This is a genomic window from Rodentibacter pneumotropicus DSM 21403, from assembly GCF_000379905.1.
GTDB lineage: Bacteria > Pseudomonadota > Gammaproteobacteria > Enterobacterales > Pasteurellaceae > Rodentibacter > Rodentibacter pneumotropicus.
Map to the genome: position 1 here is coordinate 33703 of NZ_KB904041.1, position 19057 is coordinate 52759.

A 19057-nucleotide genomic window follows, 5' to 3' on the forward strand; every position below is an offset into this window, starting at 1 on the left:
TTGACTCTAATTAATATATTTATTTTTTTCTGTCGCCCTTTTGGCTAAAACTTTTTTACGTTTATGACGAAACGATTGATGCTCAAACATCATATTCGCCACAATACCGATAAAAACAAGCGTGGCACAGGTGCTGACAACATTAGGAATTATCAAAATATTCATTTGTTCCCATAATAAATCGGAATATTTGATAATTCCCACACTCACAGGGACAAACAAAATCGCCATATAACGAATCAATAAACTTGCCCCCAAATAAATCCATTCCAAAGGAATAATTTTGGTCGTCAAGCCAACGAAAAGCAACAGCAATCCCCAAATACTACCGGGTACACCAACAGGGATAAAATAGGCAATTTGATTACCGAGATAAAGCATAATGTAAAGAATTAATAAGGAACGAACCAAAAGAAACAGCTTGTATAACATCTTTTTCCTTTTCAACTTTTTCAACAACATTTAAAAAATATTTTACGCCTATTTTTCCGCCCTTTACTACCCTTTTTCTTGAAAAATACAGGAATTTATGCGTTTGATCAAAAATCATAACGCTGGTTCATTGGGTTTGTAATTTGCTACAATGCTAACTCATTTTCCAAAGTGTAAAAATTTTCAATAATTCGCCGAAATAAAACCTTTTATCTTTCATTAATCCTATGATTAAAAATATCCTTTTAATTTCATTTGTTTTTTTAACCGCACTTTCTGCCCATTCTTATCCTTCCAACAACTGCCTTGTGGTAGGGATCAGTGATGGCGATACCATCACTTGTCTTATGATAGGAAATAAGCCGATTAAAATCCGTTTGGAAGAAATTGATGCACCGGAAAGAAATCAACCTTTTGGGAAGAAATCCAAACAGCAGCTTTCAAAGCTGATTTATAAACGTAGGGTTAGCTTAAAAATAAGTGGTCAAGATCGCTATAAACGCACGCTTGCGACCGTTTATTACAACGGTAAAAACATTAATCTTGAAATGGTGAAATCCGGTATGGCTTGGGCGTATAATCAATACCTTCACCACCCCATTTATTTATACGCTCAAGAAAAAGCACAAGCACAACGATTAGGCTTATGGGCTGATCGTTTCCCCATTTCCCCCCATGAATGGCGCAAACAGGAGAAAAAATATGGCTTTTGATTATCAATCTTTTAAAGAACATTTCCCTTATTTTAAAAGCCCCAATGCCACCGTGTATTTAGATAACGCCGCTACGGCATTGAAACCTAATGTATTAATTGAACATACCGCTGAATTTTATGCCTCTGCCGGTTCGGTGCATCGCAGCCAATATGATGCAGAGCAAACTGCCCAATATGAACAAGCCCGCACACAAGTAAAAAGACTTATCAATGCGGAAAATGAAAAAGCCGTGATTTGGACATCGGGAACGACCCACGCGATCAATTTAGTGGCGAACGGGTTATTACCCCATTTAAAAGCAGGTGATGAAATTCTGATCAGTCAGGCGGATCACCATGCTAATTTTGTCACTTGGCACGAAACCGCCAAAAAGTGCGGTGCAAAAATTCGGATTTTGCCTATTTTAGATAATTGGCTTATTGACGAAACCGCACTAAAAAATGTTCTCAATGAACGCACAAAACTGGTGGCATTAAACTTTGTTTCAAACGTCACCGGAACGGAACAGCCTGTTAAACGCTTAATTCAATCTATTCGCCAGTATAGCAACGCCCTTGTTTTAGTCGATGCCGCCCAAGCAATCAGCCATATTAAGCTTGATCTGCAAGAGCTTGATGCAGATTTTCTCTGCTTTTCCGCCCATAAAATTTATGGTCCAAATGGAATCGGTATTTTAAGCGGAAAACTGACCGCACTTTCTCGACTCCAACCGCTCTTTTTCGGTGGCAAAATGGTGGATCGCGTGTCAGCAGAAAATATCACCTTTTCTGATTTACCCTATCGGCTTGAAGCCGGCACTCCTAATATTGCAGGCGTGATTGGTTTTAATGCGGTCTTGGATTGGTTATCTCAATGGGATTTTGACTCAGCAGAACAACATGCTGTGGCATTGGCGGAATCTGTCAAAGTACGGTTAAAAAATTATGCAAATTGTCGATTATTTAATTCTCCACAACCGAGTAGTATTGTGTGTTTTGTTTTTGATGACATAGAGAGCTCGGATCTTTCCACATTACTCAGCGAACAAAATATTGCTTTGCGTGTGGGGGAACATTGCGCTCAGCCCTATTTGGCAAGACTAGGAGAACGAACAACCTTACGGCTCTCTTTTGCCCCTTACAATACGCCTGAGGATGTGGCACAATTCTTCGCTGTACTGGATAAAGCTTTGGAACTTTTACAATGATCGACCAATTAAAACTTGCAAAAAACTGGGAAGAACGTTATCGCCAGATTATTCAAGCGGGAAAAAATTTGCCCCGCCCAAGTGATGATGAACTCGCTAATATGCAACAAATTACCGGTTGTGAAGCACAAATGTGGTTTCAAATTCGCCCTCAAAATGACCGCACTTTTCAATTCAATGCTTTCAGCGAATCACGCATTATGAACGGGTTACTTTGGATTTTACTGGAAAAAATCAATGGCAAGACTGCCGAGGAATTAAGTGAATTTGATCTCACCGCTTTTTTTACCGAACTCGGTATTGCACAACGATTAAGCGAAACCCGCTTAAACGGCTTAAATCAAATTAGAGAACAATTAAAACAACAATGTACTTAATCGAAACTTTCTTCAAATTGACCGCACTTGAAAATGATATTGCTGAACAAAGCCGTTTGTTGAATGCGATCATTGATCAATGGCGTTATAACGGTCAGATTATCGGGCGTGAAATTCCGCTCTATTTAGCGGAGGAAAACGGGCAACAAGGCTTTGCTATGCGTGTCATTTGCCCGGAAAAAGACAGCCTTTTGCCACAAAATAATAATTTAGAGGCCAATCACGCATTACAACATGCAGAAAAGTGTGGTCTGATTTTTGAGGGTTTTCAATTGATTGGTGATGATCTCAATAGTGATCAAACAGCCTCAAATTCTTATCCTGCGTGGCAAATGCTTTATACGACCCATTTGCAAAGCTGCTCTCCCCTTCATAGTGGCGAAAATTTTTCCCCAATTCCCCTTTATAAACAACTTCAAAACCAACCGCACTTGAGCCAAGATGTGATCAAATGGCAGGAAAACTGGCAAGCCTGCGATCAACTTCAAATGAATGGGGCAATCTTGGAACATCAAGCATTAAAAGAAATAGCCGATCATCAAAACACATTGGCAAAACATGGTCGCTATTTAGCGCAAGAAATCGAAAAAATAAGCCATATTCCCACCTACTATTATCTGTATCGTGTAGGCGGTCAATCCCTTGAAAATGAGCAACATCGCCACTGCCCGGAATGTGGCGGTAATTGGACGTTAAAGAAACCCATTTTTGAGATATTTCATTTTAAATGTGATCAATGTCGATTGATCTCGAACATTTCGTGGAATTTTTTATAGCGAGGAAAAACAATGAACAAGCAAGATTACGGATTAGCCTCACTTAAACTCGGACAAAAAACCGAATATGCCGACGAATATGACCGCACTTTATTGCAGGCGGTACCTAGAGCCTTGAACCGTGATGAGCTAGACATTACCAAAACGCCGCCCTTCACAATCGGTGCCGATATTTGGACAGCCTATGAAATTTCATGGCTTAATGAAAAAGGTGTGCCACAGGTGGCGATAGCGGATATCTACTTAGATCACCAAAGCCAAAATTTAATTGAATCTAAAAGTTTTAAACTCTACTTAAACAGTTTTAACCAAACTAAATTCATCGACTTCAAGCAAGTGGCACAAATTATGCAACAAGATTTAGCAGAATGTGCCCAAGGCGAAGTGAAAGTGCGGTTAAATCCGCTTGCGTTTTTTCAAACACAACAAATTGATCTGCTACAAGGTGAATGTATCGATGATCAAGACATTGAAATTACTGACTATCAATTTAATGCGGGCTGGCTAGAAAATTGCGTATCTGATGAAGTAGTAGAAGAATATTTAGTCAGTCATTTATTAAAATCAAATTGTTTAATTACCAATCAACCGGATTGGGGTTCCCTTCAAATTCACTATGTTGGTAAAAAAATTGATCAGGAAAAATTATTGCGTTACGTTATATCTTTCCGTCAGCACAACGAATTTCACGAGCAGTGTGTAGAGCGTATTTTTTGCGATTTAATGCACTATGCCAAACCGGAAAAACTTACGGTTTACGCCCGCTATACCCGCCGTGGCGGTTTGGATATTAATCCCTTCCGCTCTAACTTTGAAACCTTACCGAAAAATTTACGTTTAGCCAGACAATAAGGATTATTATGTCAAATATTCATTTTATCAATCCGAAAGGCAGTATGGCGTTACTCTCTCATCTTGAAGTGGAACACCTCACTAAAACGGTGCAATCAGAATTATACCAGCTTTATCGAAACAGTTCCCTTGCCGTGCTTAATTCCGGTGCAATCACTGATGATAGCCGTGCATTGTTACAACAATATGCAGATTTTGATATTCACCTTGTGGCACGCGAACGTGGCGTGAGTTTAGAACTTCATAATCCACCGGAACGTGCCTTTGTAGATGATAAAATAATCACCAATATTCAATACCATCTTTTTGCTGTATTGCGTGATATTTTGTTTGCAAATGTTTTACATCACGGGGCTGAACCACAAGATAGCAAACAAATTACCAACCAAGTTTTCTCTATTTTACGCAATGCTAAAGCATTAATTGTGGGAGAACATCCCAATTTAGTCGTATGTTGGGGCGGCCATTCGATTAATGAGGTGGAATACCGATATTGTCGTCAGGTAGGATTAGAATTGGGTTCACGGGAGATGAATATTATCACGGGTTGTGGCACAGGTGTAATGGAAGCACCAATGAAAGGTGCGGCAATCGGACACGCCAACCAACGTTATAAAAACAGCCGTTTTGTGGGTATTACCGAGCCGTCCATTATTGCCTCAGAACCGCCTAACCCTATTGTCAATGAGTTGATTATTATGCCGGACATTGAAAAACGCCTAGAGGCTTTTGTTCGTATGGGACACGGTATTTTGATTTTCCCGGGCGGCCCCGGTACATTTGAAGAATTACTCTATGTGCTTGGTGTAAAACTCAATCCGGAAAATAAAGCACAGCATTTACCGGTGATTTTGACGGGACCAAAAGAAAGTGCAAATTATTTTGCCACCATTGATCGTTTTATTGGCGAAGTTCTCGGCGAAGAAGCCCGAAAACTTTATACCATTGTGATTGATGATCCTGTTACCGTAGCACGTCATATGAAAAAAGCCATGGAAGATGTGAAAACCCAACGTTGCCAAACAAACGATTCCTACGGATTTAATTGGTCGTTAAAAATTGATCCGCGTTTCCAACATCCTTTTGAACCGACTCACGAGAACATGGCAAATTTGGCGTTACATTTTAATCAATCAAACATGGATTTAACGGCAAATCTCCGCCAAGTTTTTTCAGGTATTGTCGCCGGTAATATCAAACCTCAAACGCAAGATGCCATTGCCAAATTAGGAAAATTCAAACTAAAAGGCGACCGCACTTTAATGGAAAAAGTCGATACCGTACTACAAGATTTCATCCAACAACACCGAATGAAATTGCCTACAGGAAATGCCTATGAACCCTGCTATGAGATTGTAAAGTGAAGTGCGGTTGGTTTTAAGAAAATTTAAGGCAACAAGAAATAATCTATAGTTTCTTGTTGCCTTTTCCTTGTAAAACTTGAGGCTAAGCCAGCCTTGTTTTGATTATTCCTAACTCTCCCCCATTAAATTAGTGCAATGATATATGCCTATTACCATCATTATTTTCTTGAGATAAAAATAAAATAAATTATAATAATTATTATCATTTAGTTTTGTATAGATTTATATCACTAGTGATTTCGTAACTTACTATGTAAGTAAGACAACTATTATTTTTCATTTATAAGGAAATGTATGCAAGGAAAACAATTTAGCCTTACACACATCAGTTTTGTTGTGATGAGTGTATTAACTGCAAGTTCAGCTTTGGCAAATACCGGTTCAAGTACCACGTTAGATGAAATTACTGTGACGGATCGTCAAGGTACCAAAGTGCAGACAAATATCGTCACAATGCAAGAGCGTAGCGAAAGCACCGCTACCGATTTACGTAGTTTCTTAGCCAAAGAACCGTCTATTGATTTCGGCGGTGGAAACGGAACTTCTCAATTCCTTACAATCCGTGGTATGGGGCAAAATTCTGTTGATATTAAAGTAGATAATGCTTATTCCGATAGCCAAATTTTATATCACCAAGGGCGTTTCATTATTGATCCGGCTTTATTAAAAAGCGTTTCCGTACAAAAAGGAGCTGGCTCTGCAAGTGCCGGTATTGGGGCAACAAATGGTGCAATTATCGCTAAAACAGTCGATGCCCTTGATTTACTCAAAGGGAATGAGAAAGATTACGGCTTCCGTTTAAATACCGGGTTTTCATCCAATGACGGTTATAGCTACGGTGCAACGGCTTTTGGTAAATCAGGCAACTTTGATGCATTAGTATCTTATGCAAGAACCGATGATGATAACTACAAACCGGGTAAAAACTACCGCAATATTGAGGGTGGGGATACCGTGCCTTATAGCGCTTTAGATAAACGCAATTATCTAATCAAATTAGGCGGCACTTTTGGTGATGGAAATCACCGCATAGTATTAAGCCACCTTAAAGACGAACATCGTGGTGTACGTACCGTACGTGAGGAATTTACAGTTACAGGAGGAAGACTTTCTTTAGAACGTCAAAAGCCAACTTATCGTGAAACAAGTAAGAGTAATACCAATCTTGAATATACAGGTAAAAAACTAGGTTTTATCAAAGAACTAACGGCTAATGCTTATATTATGCAGGATAAACGTTATTCAGCAGATGATTCCGGTTGTGGCTACTGTGGCAACGTTGCCGGTCCAACCACCACAAGAATCACGACTAAAGGGGCGAATATCAATTTTGACTCTGATATTGGCGATTCGGTTTTACTCAAATATGGATTAAATTATCGTCACCAAAAAATTACACCTCATACATTCTTCCGTCCTAATTTAGTTGAACCAAGCAAAGAAGATACAGGTGCTTACGTTGAAGCGATCACTGCGCTAGGCGACTTCATCTTTACGACAGGTTTACGCTATGACTACTTTAATTTTAAAGCAACGGATAACAAATCTGTTTCTGATGGTAAATTCAATCCTAGCTTTGGTGTAATTTGGCAAGCAACCGAAGGATTAAGTTTGAGTGCAAATCATAACTATGCAACCCGTAGCCCACGTCTTTATGATGCATTAATGACTCATGGAAAACGAGGTATTGTATCTATTGCTGACGGTACGGTCGCTGAACGTGCACGTAATACGGAAATTGGTTTTAACTATAATTATGCGGGCTTCACATTAGAAGGAAGCTATTTCTGGCAACGTATCAATGATGCACTGGCAAACCCACAAGATAGACATATCGGTGGTATAAGAGAATCAGTGAATGCCGGCTTTATTAAAAACCGTGGTTACGAGCTCAATGCAGGCTACACCACTGGTGGATTTACCGCCCGTGTTGGTGTGGCTGAAAGTAACCCACGTATTTATGATACCCACCCTAAAAAATTGCTTAGCTCAAACCCTGAGTTTGCTGTAAAAGTAGGTCGTACATGGACAGCTGCGCTATCCTATCGCTTTGAAGATCCTAACCTAGAACTCGGTTGGCGTAATCGTACCGTTCAGAAAGCGAAAGGCTCTGTTTTGGTGCGTGATAATGAAACAGGTTCGGATATTGTACGTTCAGGTTATAGCGTGCATGATTTCTATGTAAACTGGAAACCATTGAATAACGATCAATTAAATATCAATGTTTCACTTAATAATGCCTTTAATAAATTCTATTATCCACACAGCCAACGTCCAAATGTGCTACCCGGTGTAGGGCGTGAATTACGTGTAGGCTTAAATTATCAGTTCTAATGGAAGCTAATTTAGCTGGATAATATTTTAAAATTGCTCCACCGTTTAAAACAAACGGTGGATTTTTTCATCATGATAAGCATTGAAAAAAGGAATGAAAAAATAATCGTAAATCGAATTACAAAGGCCACAACCAAGCTGCACCTCGGACACCGCTGGAATCACCATGTAAAGCTTTACGAATAGGAGTATGAAATTCTTTGCCAAAGATATAATTTGGCATTAATTTAGGGACATTATGATAAAGACGATCAATATTACATACTCCGCCGGCAAATACAATTACATCAGGATCAAGCACATTGACATAAGCAGAAAGTGCTTTTGCTAAACGGCGTTCATAAGCCTGCAAAGTTTGTTCTGCCAGTTCATCCCCCTGCTCTGCGAGAGCCACAATTTCATGCCCTTTTAACTGTTTCCCTGAGCGACGTGTATAATCATCACAAAGCCCTGTACCGGAAACAAATTGTTCAATACAACCGGAGCGACCGCAATAACAAGGTGACGTTTGAGCAATTTGTTGCTCTTCTTCATCCATCCAAGGTAAAGGATTATGCCCCCACTCCCCACCAATACCGTTACCACCATTATGGGGTTTACCATTGATCACAATGCCGGAACCACAACCTGTCCCCAAAATTAACGCTAAAACGACCGCACTTCCTGCGCCGGCACCGTCAGTTGCTTCAGAAACGGTCATACAGTTAGCATCATTGGCAATACGCACTTCTCTATTCAATACTTGAGATAAATCTTTATCTAGCGGTTGACCGTTTAACCAAACAGAATTGGCATTTTTTACTCTAAAACTAAAAGGTGAAATCGTGCCGGGAATCCCCACACCAACCGTTCCCGTTTGCCCCATTTCTTGTTCAGCCTCATCAACCAAACTTTTAATGGCAGTAAGCGTGGCTTCGTAAGAACCTCTTGGTGTCGGAATACGTTTTCTAAATAATGTTTCCCCATGATGAGATAACGCAATGACTTCTATTTTAGTGCCACCTAAATCAATCCCAATACGCATATTCCCCTCCTGTTTACCGGACTTAAAATTTAAAATATGTTTTTTCTAAAAACTTGTATATACTTTTAGGGCTTATGAACATGTTGTTTTTACTATGTTTCTGCAAAAATTGTCACGCCCCTTTTCTACTAATTAAATTCGTGAGATAAGCAATGCCATCAAATTTATCTATTCTTGTTATTGATGACGATATCCAAATCTGTGAACTACTCACCGATATTTTTGAAGAACACGGCTATGCTGTTTCAGCGGTCAATACAGGCAAACAAGCCTTAGCATTACTCCAAACCACCCCAACATTCTCACTTATTTTTCTCGATCTTATTTTACCTGATGTCAATGGACTTACTTTACTACAGCATTTAAAGTCACTCACTTCAATCCCAATTATTATGTTAAGCGGTTTGGATTCAGAATCAGATATTGTTGTGGGATTAGAAATGGGTGCAGATGACTATATCTCGAAACCTTTTTATCCCAGAGTCGTTGTTGCAAGAGCAAAAGTTGCCTTACGTCACCATCAACTTCAGCCTTTTTCCAATATACCGATTCGTCACGGTTTTCAGTTTGATCATTGGTTATTTGATACGGAAAATCACAAATTATATTCACCACAAAAACAAGAAATTATACTCACTCAAGGTGAATACACTCTACTGTATGCGCTAATCAGCCATGCTCAAAAAGTGCTTTCCCGTCAAAAATTACTTGAATTAACACACTCTGAAAGTTTGGATATTTTCGACCGAACTATTGATGTACTCATTATGCGTTTGCGTAAAAAAATTGAGCCGAATTCTAAAAATCCTCGTTATATCCAAACAATAAGGGGAATAGGTTATTTGTTTAATGCAATCGTAGAATCCTGTTAAAACACAGTGAAAAATTATTCACAAACTCGTTCACTCGTTTGTTCATCTCTAACGAGATCGTTGGCAAAGCCAACGTTCAAAAAACATTGTTTTTTGTGACCGCACTTTTTTATCTTTAAGGCAGATCTTAGATCTGCCCTCTATTTTTCGTCGTTTTATTTTACTGTCCAACCTTTATAATCCGTGATATTTTCACGAGTGATTAAATTCACCGGAATTAACACCGCCTCTTTAGGTGCCGGTTTAGCCTGTAAAATATCATAACCGATTTTTACCGCCTCTGCCGCCATCACTTGAGGATCTTGTGCAGGAGTACCACGAAATAGGCTATCGGATAATTTTAATGCTTCTTCACCATCAGGTGAACCATCCACGCCCATAATAAAGAATTCATTGCGTTGCGCCTGTTTAGCCGCTAAATCCGCACCAATTGCGGTCGGATCATTAATTGCAAATACGGCATCAATTTTTGGATGAGCGATTAATAATGATGTCATCACTTCCAATCCGCCTTCTCGGCTTCCCTTCGCATTTTGGTTATGGGATAGCACGTTGATCTCACTGTGTTTCGCAAACACATCTTGGCAGCCCTGAACACGATCTTGTACTGCTGAAACCGGTGGCCCGTTAATAATGACAACATTTCCCTTACCATTTAATTTATCTACAATGGTTTGGCAGGCAATTTCTCCGGCTTGATAGTTATTTGAGGTTACGGTGGCATTTGCCCCATCTGCCGCCACATCAACGGCAACAACGACAATTCCGGCATCACGTGCACGTTGTACTGCAGGGCCGATCCCTTTGGAGTCTGCCGCATTTAAAATGATCATATCCATTTTTGCGGCAATAAAATTGTCGATTTGCGCCACTTGCTGCCCTAAATCATAACCACTGGATACAGAGACAACATTAACTTTATCACCCGCCAATTCTTTCGCCTTTAATTCCGCCCCTTTTGCAATTTGTACGAAAAACGGATTAGCAAGATCTCCAACCGTCACACCGATAGAATTTAATTCTTTCCCTTGAGCAAAAGGTGCGATGGCTAACATTAACGATACAGCTAAAGTTTTTAATTTCATGACGATTTTCTCCTATGTTGAAGTAAATATTATGCTGAGCGAGTACGGTATTTGTCGATTAATACTGCCACGACAATAACCCCACCTTTGATGACGAGTTGCCAAAAATATGACACGCCCATTAATGTCATACCATTATTTAAGGTCGCAATAATTAATGCACCAATCAATGTTCCGGTGATCGTACCAATCCCCCCGACAAAACTGGTTCCCCCTAAAATAACGGCTGCGATTGCATCAAGTTCATAGCCGACACCAAGATTACCATTGGCGCTGTATAAACGTGATGCACTCATTACGCCTCCAAGACCTGACAACAAGCCACTGGTGGCATAAACAAAAATTAATACTAAAGAAACTTTAATACCGGTTAAACGGGCCGCTTGTAAATTTCCTCCAACTGCATAAATATGAGTGCCCAAAGTCGTACGACGTAAAATAAACCAACAGATTGCAATCACGGCAAAAGCAATGATCACCAACCAAGGAACAGAACCAAGGTAGCCGTTACCAATCCAGCTAAATGAGATTTTTGAATTGATTACCGTAGTACCATCTGCGACTAAATAAGCTGCGCCACGCAATGCCGTGTAAGTGCCTAAGGTAACAATGAACGGAGGTAAGCCTGCATAAGCAACAAGTAAACCATTGAATACGCCCATTCCCAATCCTGCAAGTAAAGCGATTGGGACTGCGAAATCTGCTAATGCCGGATTTAATGATGCCACTAACCCCATCACCGCCGTTACACCAAGAATAGAACCGACTGAAAGATCGATCCCACCGGTTAAAATCACAAAAGTCATTCCGGCGGCAAGGACAATATTGATGGAGGCTTGACGGGTAATATTCATAACATTAGCTTCCGTCATAAAATTAGGAGCAACAAAAGAAAAAACGATGACAATTAAAATTAAAATCGGCAAGATCCCCATCGCTTGCATCGCATCAGCTAATGCTATTTTCTTAAACCCAACGCTGGTTGATTGTGCTGTTCCCATTTTTTACCTCTCTTTTAAGATTTAATCCTTCATTTGATTTTTTATTTATTGCGCACCGCAAGCAAATGCCATAATTTGTTCTTGATTAATATTATTTCCCGTCAATTCACCGACCATATAACCCTCGCGCATTACATAAACACGATCACTCATTCCCACAATTTCTGGAAGTTCACTGGAAATCATCAAAATTGCTACGCCTTGTTTTGCCATTTCGATCATCATTCGGTAAATTTCACTTTTTGCCCCCACATCAACACCGCGTGTCGGTTCATCCATAATAAACAATTTAGGATGAATAGCCGCCCAGCGGGACAGCAATATTTTTTGCTGATTTCCGCCGGATAATCCACTCACATTCACGTTGGCACTGGGTACTCGCATTTTTAGCCCTTCAATGGCTTCCTGAGTCGCTCGTTTTCCCTTTGTTCGGTTTATCACCAACATTGTGGCATCACGCTCAATGGTTGCCATAGTTACATTCTTAAGAATATTTAAATCAAGAAATAGCCCTTCCTCTTTACGATTTTCCGGCAATAATGCGACATGATGAGCAATAGCCTCCCGTGGCGAATTAAAACTAATTTCGCCCCCACTAAGATAAATTTTACCTTGCGTTGCCCGTTTAACGCCGAATAATAGATGTGCCAATTCAGAACGCCCGGCACCAACTAAACCGGATAAACCAATGATTTCCCCCGCACGAACAACAAGGGAAGCATCTCTCACTTTATTACCGTCCGCAAGATTTTCCACTCGTAGTACTTCTTCCCCAATCGGAACAGATTCTTTGTTAAACAAATCGGTTAGCGGGCGACCTACCATCATTTGAACCAAAGTCGCAGAATCCACATTTTCACGAATCAATGAACCCACATATTTTCCATCACGTAGCACACTCACCCGATCCGCTAATTCATAAATTTCAGCCATACGATGACTAATGTAGATAATTGCCATTCCCTCATCACGCAGTTTTTTTACTAATTCAAATAATCGTTCTGTTTCACGAGATGATAATGCGGCGGTCGGTTCATCCATCACTAATACACGACTGTTACGATGCAAAGCCCGTGCAATTTCAACCTGCTGTTGTTCAGCAATGGTGAGTGATGACACTTTTTGAGTGGCAGAGAATTGTGCGCCTAATCGCTCCAATACTTTTTGTGATATATCTGCCATTGCCTTGCGATCAAGACCGTACCAATGTTTAATTTCACAACCTAAAAAAATATTTTCTGCCACCGTTAAATTTGGCGATAAATGAATTTCTTGATAAATCAAAGTAATGCCTGCTTTAATGGCATCTTTTGGAGAGGAAATTACAAAGCGTTCTCCATCAATAAAAATATCGCCTTCAGAGGCAGTGTAAGCACCGGCAAGAATTTTCATTAAGGTGCTTTTCCCTGCCCCATTTTCGCCCATCAAAGCATGAATTTCTCCTCGATAAATGGGTAAATCCACGCCTTGTAACGCATAAAACGAACCAAAACGCTTAGCAATACCTTTCATTTCTAATAATGGGTGGGTAACTTGATTAGAATTATGTTCTCGCATTTCATCACTTTCCCTTTGAACTATTTTCAACATTTAATCATAGGAATATGAATAGAAAATGTTGAAACTTATTCATAATTGTCATAATTCCTACTTTTTATCAAATTTGAGAGTTAGATCACAAAACGATCATAAGGGTGATATTCTTTATTTGTTTTTATTAATTTCTGCTTACAATAATCAAAAGCAGTATAGGTATAAAAGTGCGGTCAAAAAAATGAAGAATTGGATAACATCAACAAAAATTTATAGCGTACGTTTTCGTTTAATGCTGTTTTTAATCACAGTAATTTCACTTATTATTGCTATTAGTATGACGGCAATTATAGGATTGAATAATACCTATAATTCTTTATCCAATCTGCGTGATCGTTCCCTTAACCAAATGTTTTCATCAATGACATTAGGTGTTAAAACTGCACAAATTTCTACTTATGCGAAACGTTTAACACAAACCACCAGTGCTTTAGAATATCAAGGAGAATCAAAGTCACTCACGCATCATGCCGAAGAATTACAAAACCTACTCAAGCAAGCCAAACAATCCACTGCGGAACCCAATGAAATTTTCACTCAAGTTATTCATCATATTGATTTACTTGAAAAAAGTGTACAAGATTTATTATTGCAAACCCATGAGCGCCATGTATTGCACACGACAATGATTAGTCAATTAAACCAGGAGTTACTTTATATTCGACATATTAAGAGATTAGAAAAACGTGTTGTGTCCGCCGATGCAGAACATCAATTTCCACAAAATTTTCTTATACAGCTTGATCGGGTAGAAAAACTCATTGAAGATGCAACGAAAAGCCGATTTTCCGTGAGTGTATTTACAGGAATACAAGCTAATTTTTTGTTCTTTCCTCCTGTTCATCAGTTTCCGGATATCAATGAAGAATTAATGAAACTTCAACAGCAATTTCCCACCATGATTGACAATGCAAAAATATTGGAGAAAGTTAATTTACGTATTCAATTTCTGACATTCAAAATTGATGCTTTAGTACAACAAATAAACCAACACTATACACAATTAGTCAAAGACAAAGTTGAAAATGCCAATACTAATTCAGAACAAGTTCAACAACATTTATTCACATTAACGTTATTTATTTTATTATTTTCACTTTTTACGATTTTTCTAATCATTATCTGGGCAAAATATATTTACTCCCTTATTGGAAAACGACTTTATTCCATTACAAACGCATTAAAGTGTTTATCGCAAGGCAATAAAAATGTGACAGTGCCACAACAACATAGTCACGATGAAATTGGTGATTTAGCGAGAACCTTTGATGTGTTTTACCAAAATGTAATAGAGCTGGAACGAACGGATTCCTTATTGAAAGAAAAAAATGAATTAGTCGAACAGACTTTTTTAGCCATGAGGGATGGATTAGTCATTTTTGATAAAGAGTTAAATCTCATTTCTCATAACGCTCAATTTAAAATATTACTTCAACCGTTTTTTACAGAATACAAACAACACAGCCTTTATTCATTGGCCAGTTACTTTGATTCGCGACAAACCAAAGTCATGGGGAGCAATCAATCCATTAATTTAACGTTACTTACAGAAGTTCGCCAAGCACAAGACTTTCTTGAAATACAATATGAAAAATATATCTTAGAATGGCGTGTTAGCCCCTTAAAAGACGGATTTGTTATTTTTTTAATTGACCGTACACAACGGAAAAAATGGGAAAATGAGATTATTCATAACCAAAAAATGCGAGCGATTGGTCATTTAACAGGAGGAATTGCCCATGACTTTAATAATTTTCTTGCCGTGATTATTGGTAATTTAGATTTAATTAACCCTGCTCATCTTGATGAACGGCAAGCAAAACGTTTACAGCGAGCCTTAAAAGCTGCCGAAAATAGCGCAACTTTAACCCAACGTTTGCTGGCTTATGCAAGAAAACAACCACTCCACCCGATTTCTCTGAATATCAATCGGCTTGTTTTAGAGTTTAATGATTTAATCAAGCACAGTATTCCGACAAATATCAAAGTGCGGTTAGATTTAGGCGAGAATTTACCCCCTGTTTACATTGATAAAAATCAACTTGAAACGGCACTTCTCAACTTAATTGTAAATGCGAAAGATGCATTGAACGATCAAGGAACCATTACAATCCAAACAACGGCCCTTAATGTCACCCGAACGTATCGACAAGAACACATGGTTCAACTTTCTGTTATAGATGATGGATGCGGTATGGATGAAGAGACGATAAACCACGTATTTGAACCATTTTTTACAACAAAACAAAATGGTCGAGGGAGCGGATTGGGGTTATCAATGGTGTATGGATTTATTCGCCAATCGAAAGGTCGGGTGAAAATTGATTCTTGTCCGGCACAAGGTACGGCAATTCACTTGCAATTACCTATTACAAAGAACATGAATACCACTATACCAACGCCAAAAAACTTTAGTAAAAACGAAGTTCGCTATAAGATTTTGATTGTCGAAGATAAAACAAGTTTACGTGAAACCCTTGGGGAGCAACTCCATGTTCTGGGCTATATGCCTATCTTATGTGAATCTGCTGAACAGGCCATTGAACAATTAGAACAAGGAGAAAAAATTGACTATTTATTATCTGATATTATGTTATCAGATAAACTCACCGGCATAGATCTTGCTAAATGGATACAGAAAAACTTCCCTGCAATAAAAATCTTACTTATCACAGGCCACACGGCGCAATTAGAAAATGCCGAACAATTTCCTGTGCTAATCAAACCTTTTACACTACAATCGTTACAACAAAAACTCCTTTGCCTTTAATGAAAAAGTGCGGTCATTTTCACCGCACTTTTCGTCTATCCTTGTTTCAAATCATTCGCCTGTTGTAGCAATTGATGGCTTTCTTTTAAAAATTGTTCGGAATATTCACCGAACCATTCCCGTACTTGATGAAAAGTATCAATGAACCCCTGACGATCGTGGTTTTCAAAAAATTTCAACGCATTCTCATAGGTTTGTTTTAGACTTTCAATCACCTCTAGGTTTTCTGTTTTATCCATAATAATATCCGCATAAAGTTCGGCATCTTGTGCAAACAAACGCCCAATCATCGCCAATTCCAAACGATAAATTGGGGAAGAAAGCGCCAGTAAATTAGCGAGATTCACAGGTTGTTTAGAAAGGTGTAAACCGTTGGCAAAGGTCGAAAAGTGACGCAAGGCTTGCACATAAGTCATATTATGATCGTGTTCGATGGCATCGGTTTGATGAATTTTTACTCCCCAAATTTGAATTTGTTCCAGCAACCATTCATAGCGTTCAGGAAAACGTCCGTCACAACATACCACCACCTGTTTTGCCATACTGGCAATATCAGGGCCGAACATCGGGTGCAAGCCCACTACTGCCCCTTGGTGTATTTCCAGCATTTTCTCCAAGGGTTCACGTTTCACGGAAGTAAGATCCGCAAGTAACATATTTTCCGTTAAATAAGGCTTTAAGCGTTCAATGGTCTCTAGAGTATTGGCAATAGGCACAGAGACAATCACTACATCCGCATTGGCAAGAATTCGATCTGCCACATCCCAATCATCACGTTCTAAAACGGAAATCGGATAGCCTGAGGCGCGTAAATAACGGGTAAATAATCCGCCCAATTTTCCATAGCCCCCCACAATCACAATTTTTTGAATATTGGGATTGACGGTTTTAAAACCAAACTGGTTTTCATTGGTGTAGGATTCCCGCATAAAACGGCGTAGCACGTCTTCAATTAAATCCGGTGAAATGCCTGCTTTCTCCGCTTCCAGACGGCGTGCCTGCAACATAGCAATTTCACGATCGGGTGCATAAATAGGGAGACCGTGTTGATGTTTGACTTTGCCGACTTGTGAAACCAATTTAAGGCGTTTAGAAAAAAGTTGAATGAGTTCGCGATCGAGCGAATCAATTTCGGAACGTAAATCTTTGAGCGCTTCCATAATCCACCTGTAATTTTTCGTTTACATAAATTGTAATAAATTAATTACAGATGAGATTACTGGAATTTATTAGGAAAGGCAAATGAAATTATACGGATTGTGTGATTAATCTTTGAGGATGAATGATATACCCCTCAATGCGTGCTACACCTAAAAATAAATTCTCCGCTGAAAACAACCGCACTTGCCCTTGTAACTGCTGTTCATTGGTAAATTTTACACGCTGACCAAAACCAATGGCACGGCTTTGTGTGTCATTCAAATGTAACGCCGGCAATTTACTCACCGCCGTATCCGTTGGTAATAAATGCTGATCCAACAAGGCTAAATCCTGCTTCGCTGCGAGGTTTTGCAATTCATCCCAGCTCATCATTGCTTCAATGGGATAATCCGCCACAGCAAGTCGGCGTAACATTGTTACATGTGCGCCACAGCCCAATACTTCCCCTAAATCATCAACCAAAGTGCGAATATAAGTGCCTTTGGAACAATGTACTTCCAAGGTTAAATAAGGAGCATGGTATTCAATAAAATTGAGTTCAAAGATAGTGATCGGGCGGGCTTCTCGCTCTACGGTGATCCCTTGGCGGGCATATTCATACAAAGGCTTGCCATGATGTTTTAAGGCAGAAAACATGGTCGGCACTTGTAAAATATCACCTCTAAATTGCTCAAGTGCGGTCAAAATTTGTGGCGTTTCCACATTAACAGCACGAGTTTCCACTACTTGTCCTTCCGCATCGGAGGTATCAGTACGTTCGCCTAATTTTGCTGTTACCAAATAGCGCTTATCCGCATCCAGTAAAAATTGTGAAAATTTGGTGGCTTCACCTAAACAAATGGGTAACATTCCTGTTGCCAAGGGATCTAACGCCCCCGTATGTCCGGCTTTATTCGCTTGGAAAAGGCGTTTGACTTTTTGCATAATCTCATTGGAGGACATCCCTTGCGGTTTATCCAACAAAAACACACCGTCAATATCCCGTCCCCGCTTGCGTGGTCTTGACATTATTGATCGTCCTCAACGTGTTTGCGTTCATCTTCACGCACCACATTTGTTACCAAGTTGGACATTCTCATACCCTCCACTAAGGATTGATCGTAGATAAAACGAATTTCCGGCACAATGCGTAAACGCATAGCTTTGCCAAGTAAGGTGCGAATATAAGGTGCGGCTTTTTCTAACCCTTTCATCCCTTGTGCAATAGCGCTTTCATCATGATCAAACAAGAAGGTAACAAAAATTTTAGCATACGCCAAATCACTGGATACCTCCACATCGGATACCGTCACCATACCAATGCGCGGATCTTTTACCTCACGCTGTAAAATCACCGCAATTTCTTTCTGGATTTCCTGCGCAACACGGTCGCTGCGTTTAAATTCTCGAGCCATCATTTTTTCCTATTTTCAAAATTCGTTTTAAAGCGAGGGATTATAGCAAAATTTATCCCCCAAAAGTGAAAAGTGCGGTCTGTTTTGGGGGAATTTTTGAGATTGTTTATCGCAATAAAT

General features: G+C 39.4%; 17 protein-coding genes. 9 read left to right on the forward strand and 8 right to left on the reverse strand.

The window, feature by feature from the left end:
• Positions 1-6: 6 nt before the first annotated feature.
• Positions 7-432 carry a CidA/LrgA family protein gene (locus A3GE_RS0101650; RefSeq protein WP_018355544.1) on the reverse strand — a complete coding sequence of 142 codons (426 nt, stop codon included), beginning with the start codon at positions 430-432 and terminating at the stop codon, positions 7-9.
• Between the two features lie 227 nt (positions 433-659).
• On the opposite strand from A3GE_RS0101650, the gene A3GE_RS0101655 reads away from it, so the two are divergent.
• The 7 genes from A3GE_RS0101655 (at position 660) to A3GE_RS0101685 (ending at position 8037) form a co-directional block, all read left to right on the forward strand.
• Entirely contained in the window at positions 660-1145 is a 486-nt protein-coding gene (locus A3GE_RS0101655) for a thermonuclease family protein (RefSeq protein ID WP_018355545.1), read from the forward strand.
• Complete coding sequence (locus A3GE_RS0101660) at positions 1135-2334, forward strand: cysteine desulfurase (RefSeq protein ID WP_018355546.1); 1200 nt, start codon at positions 1135-1137, stop codon at positions 2332-2334. The genes A3GE_RS0101655 and A3GE_RS0101660 overlap by 11 nt, the downstream gene beginning before the upstream one ends.
• The gene (locus tag A3GE_RS0101665; RefSeq protein WP_018355547.1) at positions 2331-2711 is read left to right on the forward strand and encodes a SufE family protein; all 381 of its coding nucleotides are present in this window, start codon (positions 2331-2333) and stop codon (positions 2709-2711) included. Before A3GE_RS0101660 ends, A3GE_RS0101665 begins: the two co-directional genes overlap by 4 nt.
• The gene (locus A3GE_RS0101670) at positions 2702-3487 is read left to right on the forward strand and encodes a Zn-ribbon-containing protein (protein WP_018355548.1); all 786 of its coding nucleotides are present in this window, start codon (positions 2702-2704) and stop codon (positions 3485-3487) included. Before A3GE_RS0101665 ends, A3GE_RS0101670 begins: the two co-directional genes overlap by 10 nt.
• Before the next feature lie 12 nt (positions 3488-3499).
• A complete protein-coding gene (gene queF, locus A3GE_RS0101675; protein ID WP_018355549.1) occupies positions 3500-4339 on the forward strand; it encodes an NADPH-dependent 7-cyano-7-deazaguanine reductase QueF in 840 nt (279 codons plus the stop codon).
• Positions 4340-4347: 8 nt separating this feature from the next.
• A complete protein-coding gene (gene ppnN / locus A3GE_RS0101680) occupies positions 4348-5703 on the forward strand; it encodes a nucleotide 5'-monophosphate nucleosidase PpnN (RefSeq protein ID WP_018355550.1) in 1356 nt (451 codons plus the stop codon).
• 294 nt (positions 5704-5997) lie between these two features.
• Positions 5998-8037: a TonB-dependent siderophore receptor gene (locus A3GE_RS0101685; protein ID WP_018355551.1), complete on the forward strand. Its 2040-nt coding sequence runs from the start codon at positions 5998-6000 to the stop codon at positions 8035-8037.
• Between the two features lie 118 nt (positions 8038-8155).
• On the opposite strand, the gene mak is transcribed toward A3GE_RS0101685, so the two are convergent.
• A complete protein-coding gene (gene mak / locus A3GE_RS0101690; protein ID WP_018355552.1) occupies positions 8156-9061 on the reverse strand; it encodes a fructokinase in 906 nt (301 codons plus the stop codon).
• 152 nt (positions 9062-9213) lie between these two features.
• On the opposite strand from mak, the gene A3GE_RS0101695 reads away from it, so the two are divergent.
• Positions 9214-9933 carry a response regulator transcription factor gene (locus A3GE_RS0101695; RefSeq protein WP_018355553.1) on the forward strand — a complete coding sequence of 240 codons (720 nt, stop codon included), beginning with the start codon at positions 9214-9216 and terminating at the stop codon, positions 9931-9933.
• Between the two features lie 155 nt (positions 9934-10088).
• Here A3GE_RS0101695 and A3GE_RS0101700 read toward each other — a convergent pair whose 3' ends face one another.
• Genes A3GE_RS0101700 through A3GE_RS0101710 form a run of 3 tightly spaced genes read right to left on the reverse strand, consistent with a single transcriptional unit; the run spans position 10089 to position 13576 of the window.
• The gene (locus A3GE_RS0101700; RefSeq protein ID WP_018355554.1) at positions 10089-11018 is read right to left on the reverse strand and encodes an ABC transporter substrate-binding protein; all 930 of its coding nucleotides are present in this window, start codon (positions 11016-11018) and stop codon (positions 10089-10091) included.
• A 29-nt stretch (positions 11019-11047) separates the two neighbouring features.
• Positions 11048-12019, reverse strand: a complete 972-nt coding sequence (locus A3GE_RS0101705) for an ABC transporter permease subunit (protein ID WP_018355555.1) — start codon at positions 12017-12019, stop codon at positions 11048-11050.
• Between the two features lie 45 nt (positions 12020-12064).
• Complete coding sequence (locus tag A3GE_RS0101710) at positions 12065-13576, reverse strand: sugar ABC transporter ATP-binding protein (RefSeq protein ID WP_018355556.1); 1512 nt, start codon at positions 13574-13576, stop codon at positions 12065-12067.
• Between the two features lie 217 nt (positions 13577-13793).
• Here A3GE_RS0101710 and A3GE_RS0101715 point away from each other — a divergent pair, with 217 nt between their 5' ends.
• On the forward strand, positions 13794-16382 hold the full coding sequence (locus tag A3GE_RS0101715) for an ATP-binding protein (protein WP_026215346.1): 2589 nt from the start codon (positions 13794-13796) through the stop codon (positions 16380-16382).
• 35 nt (positions 16383-16417) lie between these two features.
• On the opposite strand, the gene tyrA is transcribed toward A3GE_RS0101715, so the two are convergent.
• The 3 genes from tyrA to rbfA form a co-directional block, all read right to left on the reverse strand.
• The gene (gene tyrA / locus A3GE_RS0101720; protein WP_018355558.1) at positions 16418-17542 is read right to left on the reverse strand and encodes a bifunctional chorismate mutase/prephenate dehydrogenase; all 1125 of its coding nucleotides are present in this window, start codon (positions 17540-17542) and stop codon (positions 16418-16420) included.
• Between the two features lie 88 nt (positions 17543-17630).
• The gene (gene truB / locus A3GE_RS0101725) at positions 17631-18551 is read right to left on the reverse strand and encodes a tRNA pseudouridine(55) synthase TruB (protein ID WP_018355559.1); all 921 of its coding nucleotides are present in this window, start codon (positions 18549-18551) and stop codon (positions 17631-17633) included.
• A complete protein-coding gene (gene rbfA, locus A3GE_RS0101730; protein WP_018355560.1) occupies positions 18551-18937 on the reverse strand; it encodes a 30S ribosome-binding factor RbfA in 387 nt (128 codons plus the stop codon). Before rbfA ends, truB begins: the two co-directional genes overlap by 1 nt.
• Between the last annotated feature and the right edge of the window lie 120 nt (positions 18938-19057).

What these genes read in the sequence shown, in the direction of transcription:
- A3GE_RS0101650 (WP_018355544.1), bottom strand. Translation starts at nt 432, where the DNA reads ATGTTATACAAGCTGTTTCTTTTGGTTCGTTCCTTATTAATTCTTTAC.
- A3GE_RS0101655 (WP_018355545.1), top strand. Translation starts at nt 660, where the DNA reads ATGATTAAAAATATCCTTTTAATTTCATTTGTTTTTTTAACCGCACTT.
- A3GE_RS0101660 (WP_018355546.1), top strand. Translation starts at nt 1,135, where the DNA reads ATGGCTTTTGATTATCAATCTTTTAAAGAACATTTCCCTTATTTTAAA.
- A3GE_RS0101665 (WP_018355547.1), top strand. Translation starts at nt 2,331, where the DNA reads ATGATCGACCAATTAAAACTTGCAAAAAACTGGGAAGAACGTTATCGC.
- A3GE_RS0101670 (WP_018355548.1), top strand. Translation starts at nt 2,702, where the DNA reads ATGTACTTAATCGAAACTTTCTTCAAATTGACCGCACTTGAAAATGAT.
- queF (WP_018355549.1), top strand. Translation starts at nt 3,500, where the DNA reads ATGAACAAGCAAGATTACGGATTAGCCTCACTTAAACTCGGACAAAAA.
- ppnN (WP_018355550.1), top strand. Translation starts at nt 4,348, where the DNA reads ATGTCAAATATTCATTTTATCAATCCGAAAGGCAGTATGGCGTTACTC.
- A3GE_RS0101685 (WP_018355551.1), top strand. Translation starts at nt 5,998, where the DNA reads ATGCAAGGAAAACAATTTAGCCTTACACACATCAGTTTTGTTGTGATG.
- mak (WP_018355552.1), bottom strand. Translation starts at nt 9,061, where the DNA reads ATGCGTATTGGGATTGATTTAGGTGGCACTAAAATAGAAGTCATTGCG.
- A3GE_RS0101695 (WP_018355553.1), top strand. Translation starts at nt 9,214, where the DNA reads ATGCCATCAAATTTATCTATTCTTGTTATTGATGACGATATCCAAATC.
- A3GE_RS0101700 (WP_018355554.1), bottom strand. Translation starts at nt 11,018, where the DNA reads ATGAAATTAAAAACTTTAGCTGTATCGTTAATGTTAGCCATCGCACCT.
- A3GE_RS0101705 (WP_018355555.1), bottom strand. Translation starts at nt 12,019, where the DNA reads ATGGGAACAGCACAATCAACCAGCGTTGGGTTTAAGAAAATAGCATTA.
- A3GE_RS0101710 (WP_018355556.1), bottom strand. Translation starts at nt 13,576, where the DNA reads ATGCGAGAACATAATTCTAATCAAGTTACCCACCCATTATTAGAAATG.
- A3GE_RS0101715 (WP_026215346.1), top strand. Translation starts at nt 13,794, where the DNA reads ATGAAGAATTGGATAACATCAACAAAAATTTATAGCGTACGTTTTCGT.
- tyrA (WP_018355558.1), bottom strand. Translation starts at nt 17,542, where the DNA reads ATGGAAGCGCTCAAAGATTTACGTTCCGAAATTGATTCGCTCGATCGC.
- truB (WP_018355559.1), bottom strand. Translation starts at nt 18,551, where the DNA reads ATGTCAAGACCACGCAAGCGGGGACGGGATATTGACGGTGTGTTTTTG.
- rbfA (WP_018355560.1), bottom strand. Translation starts at nt 18,937, where the DNA reads ATGGCTCGAGAATTTAAACGCAGCGACCGTGTTGCGCAGGAAATCCAG.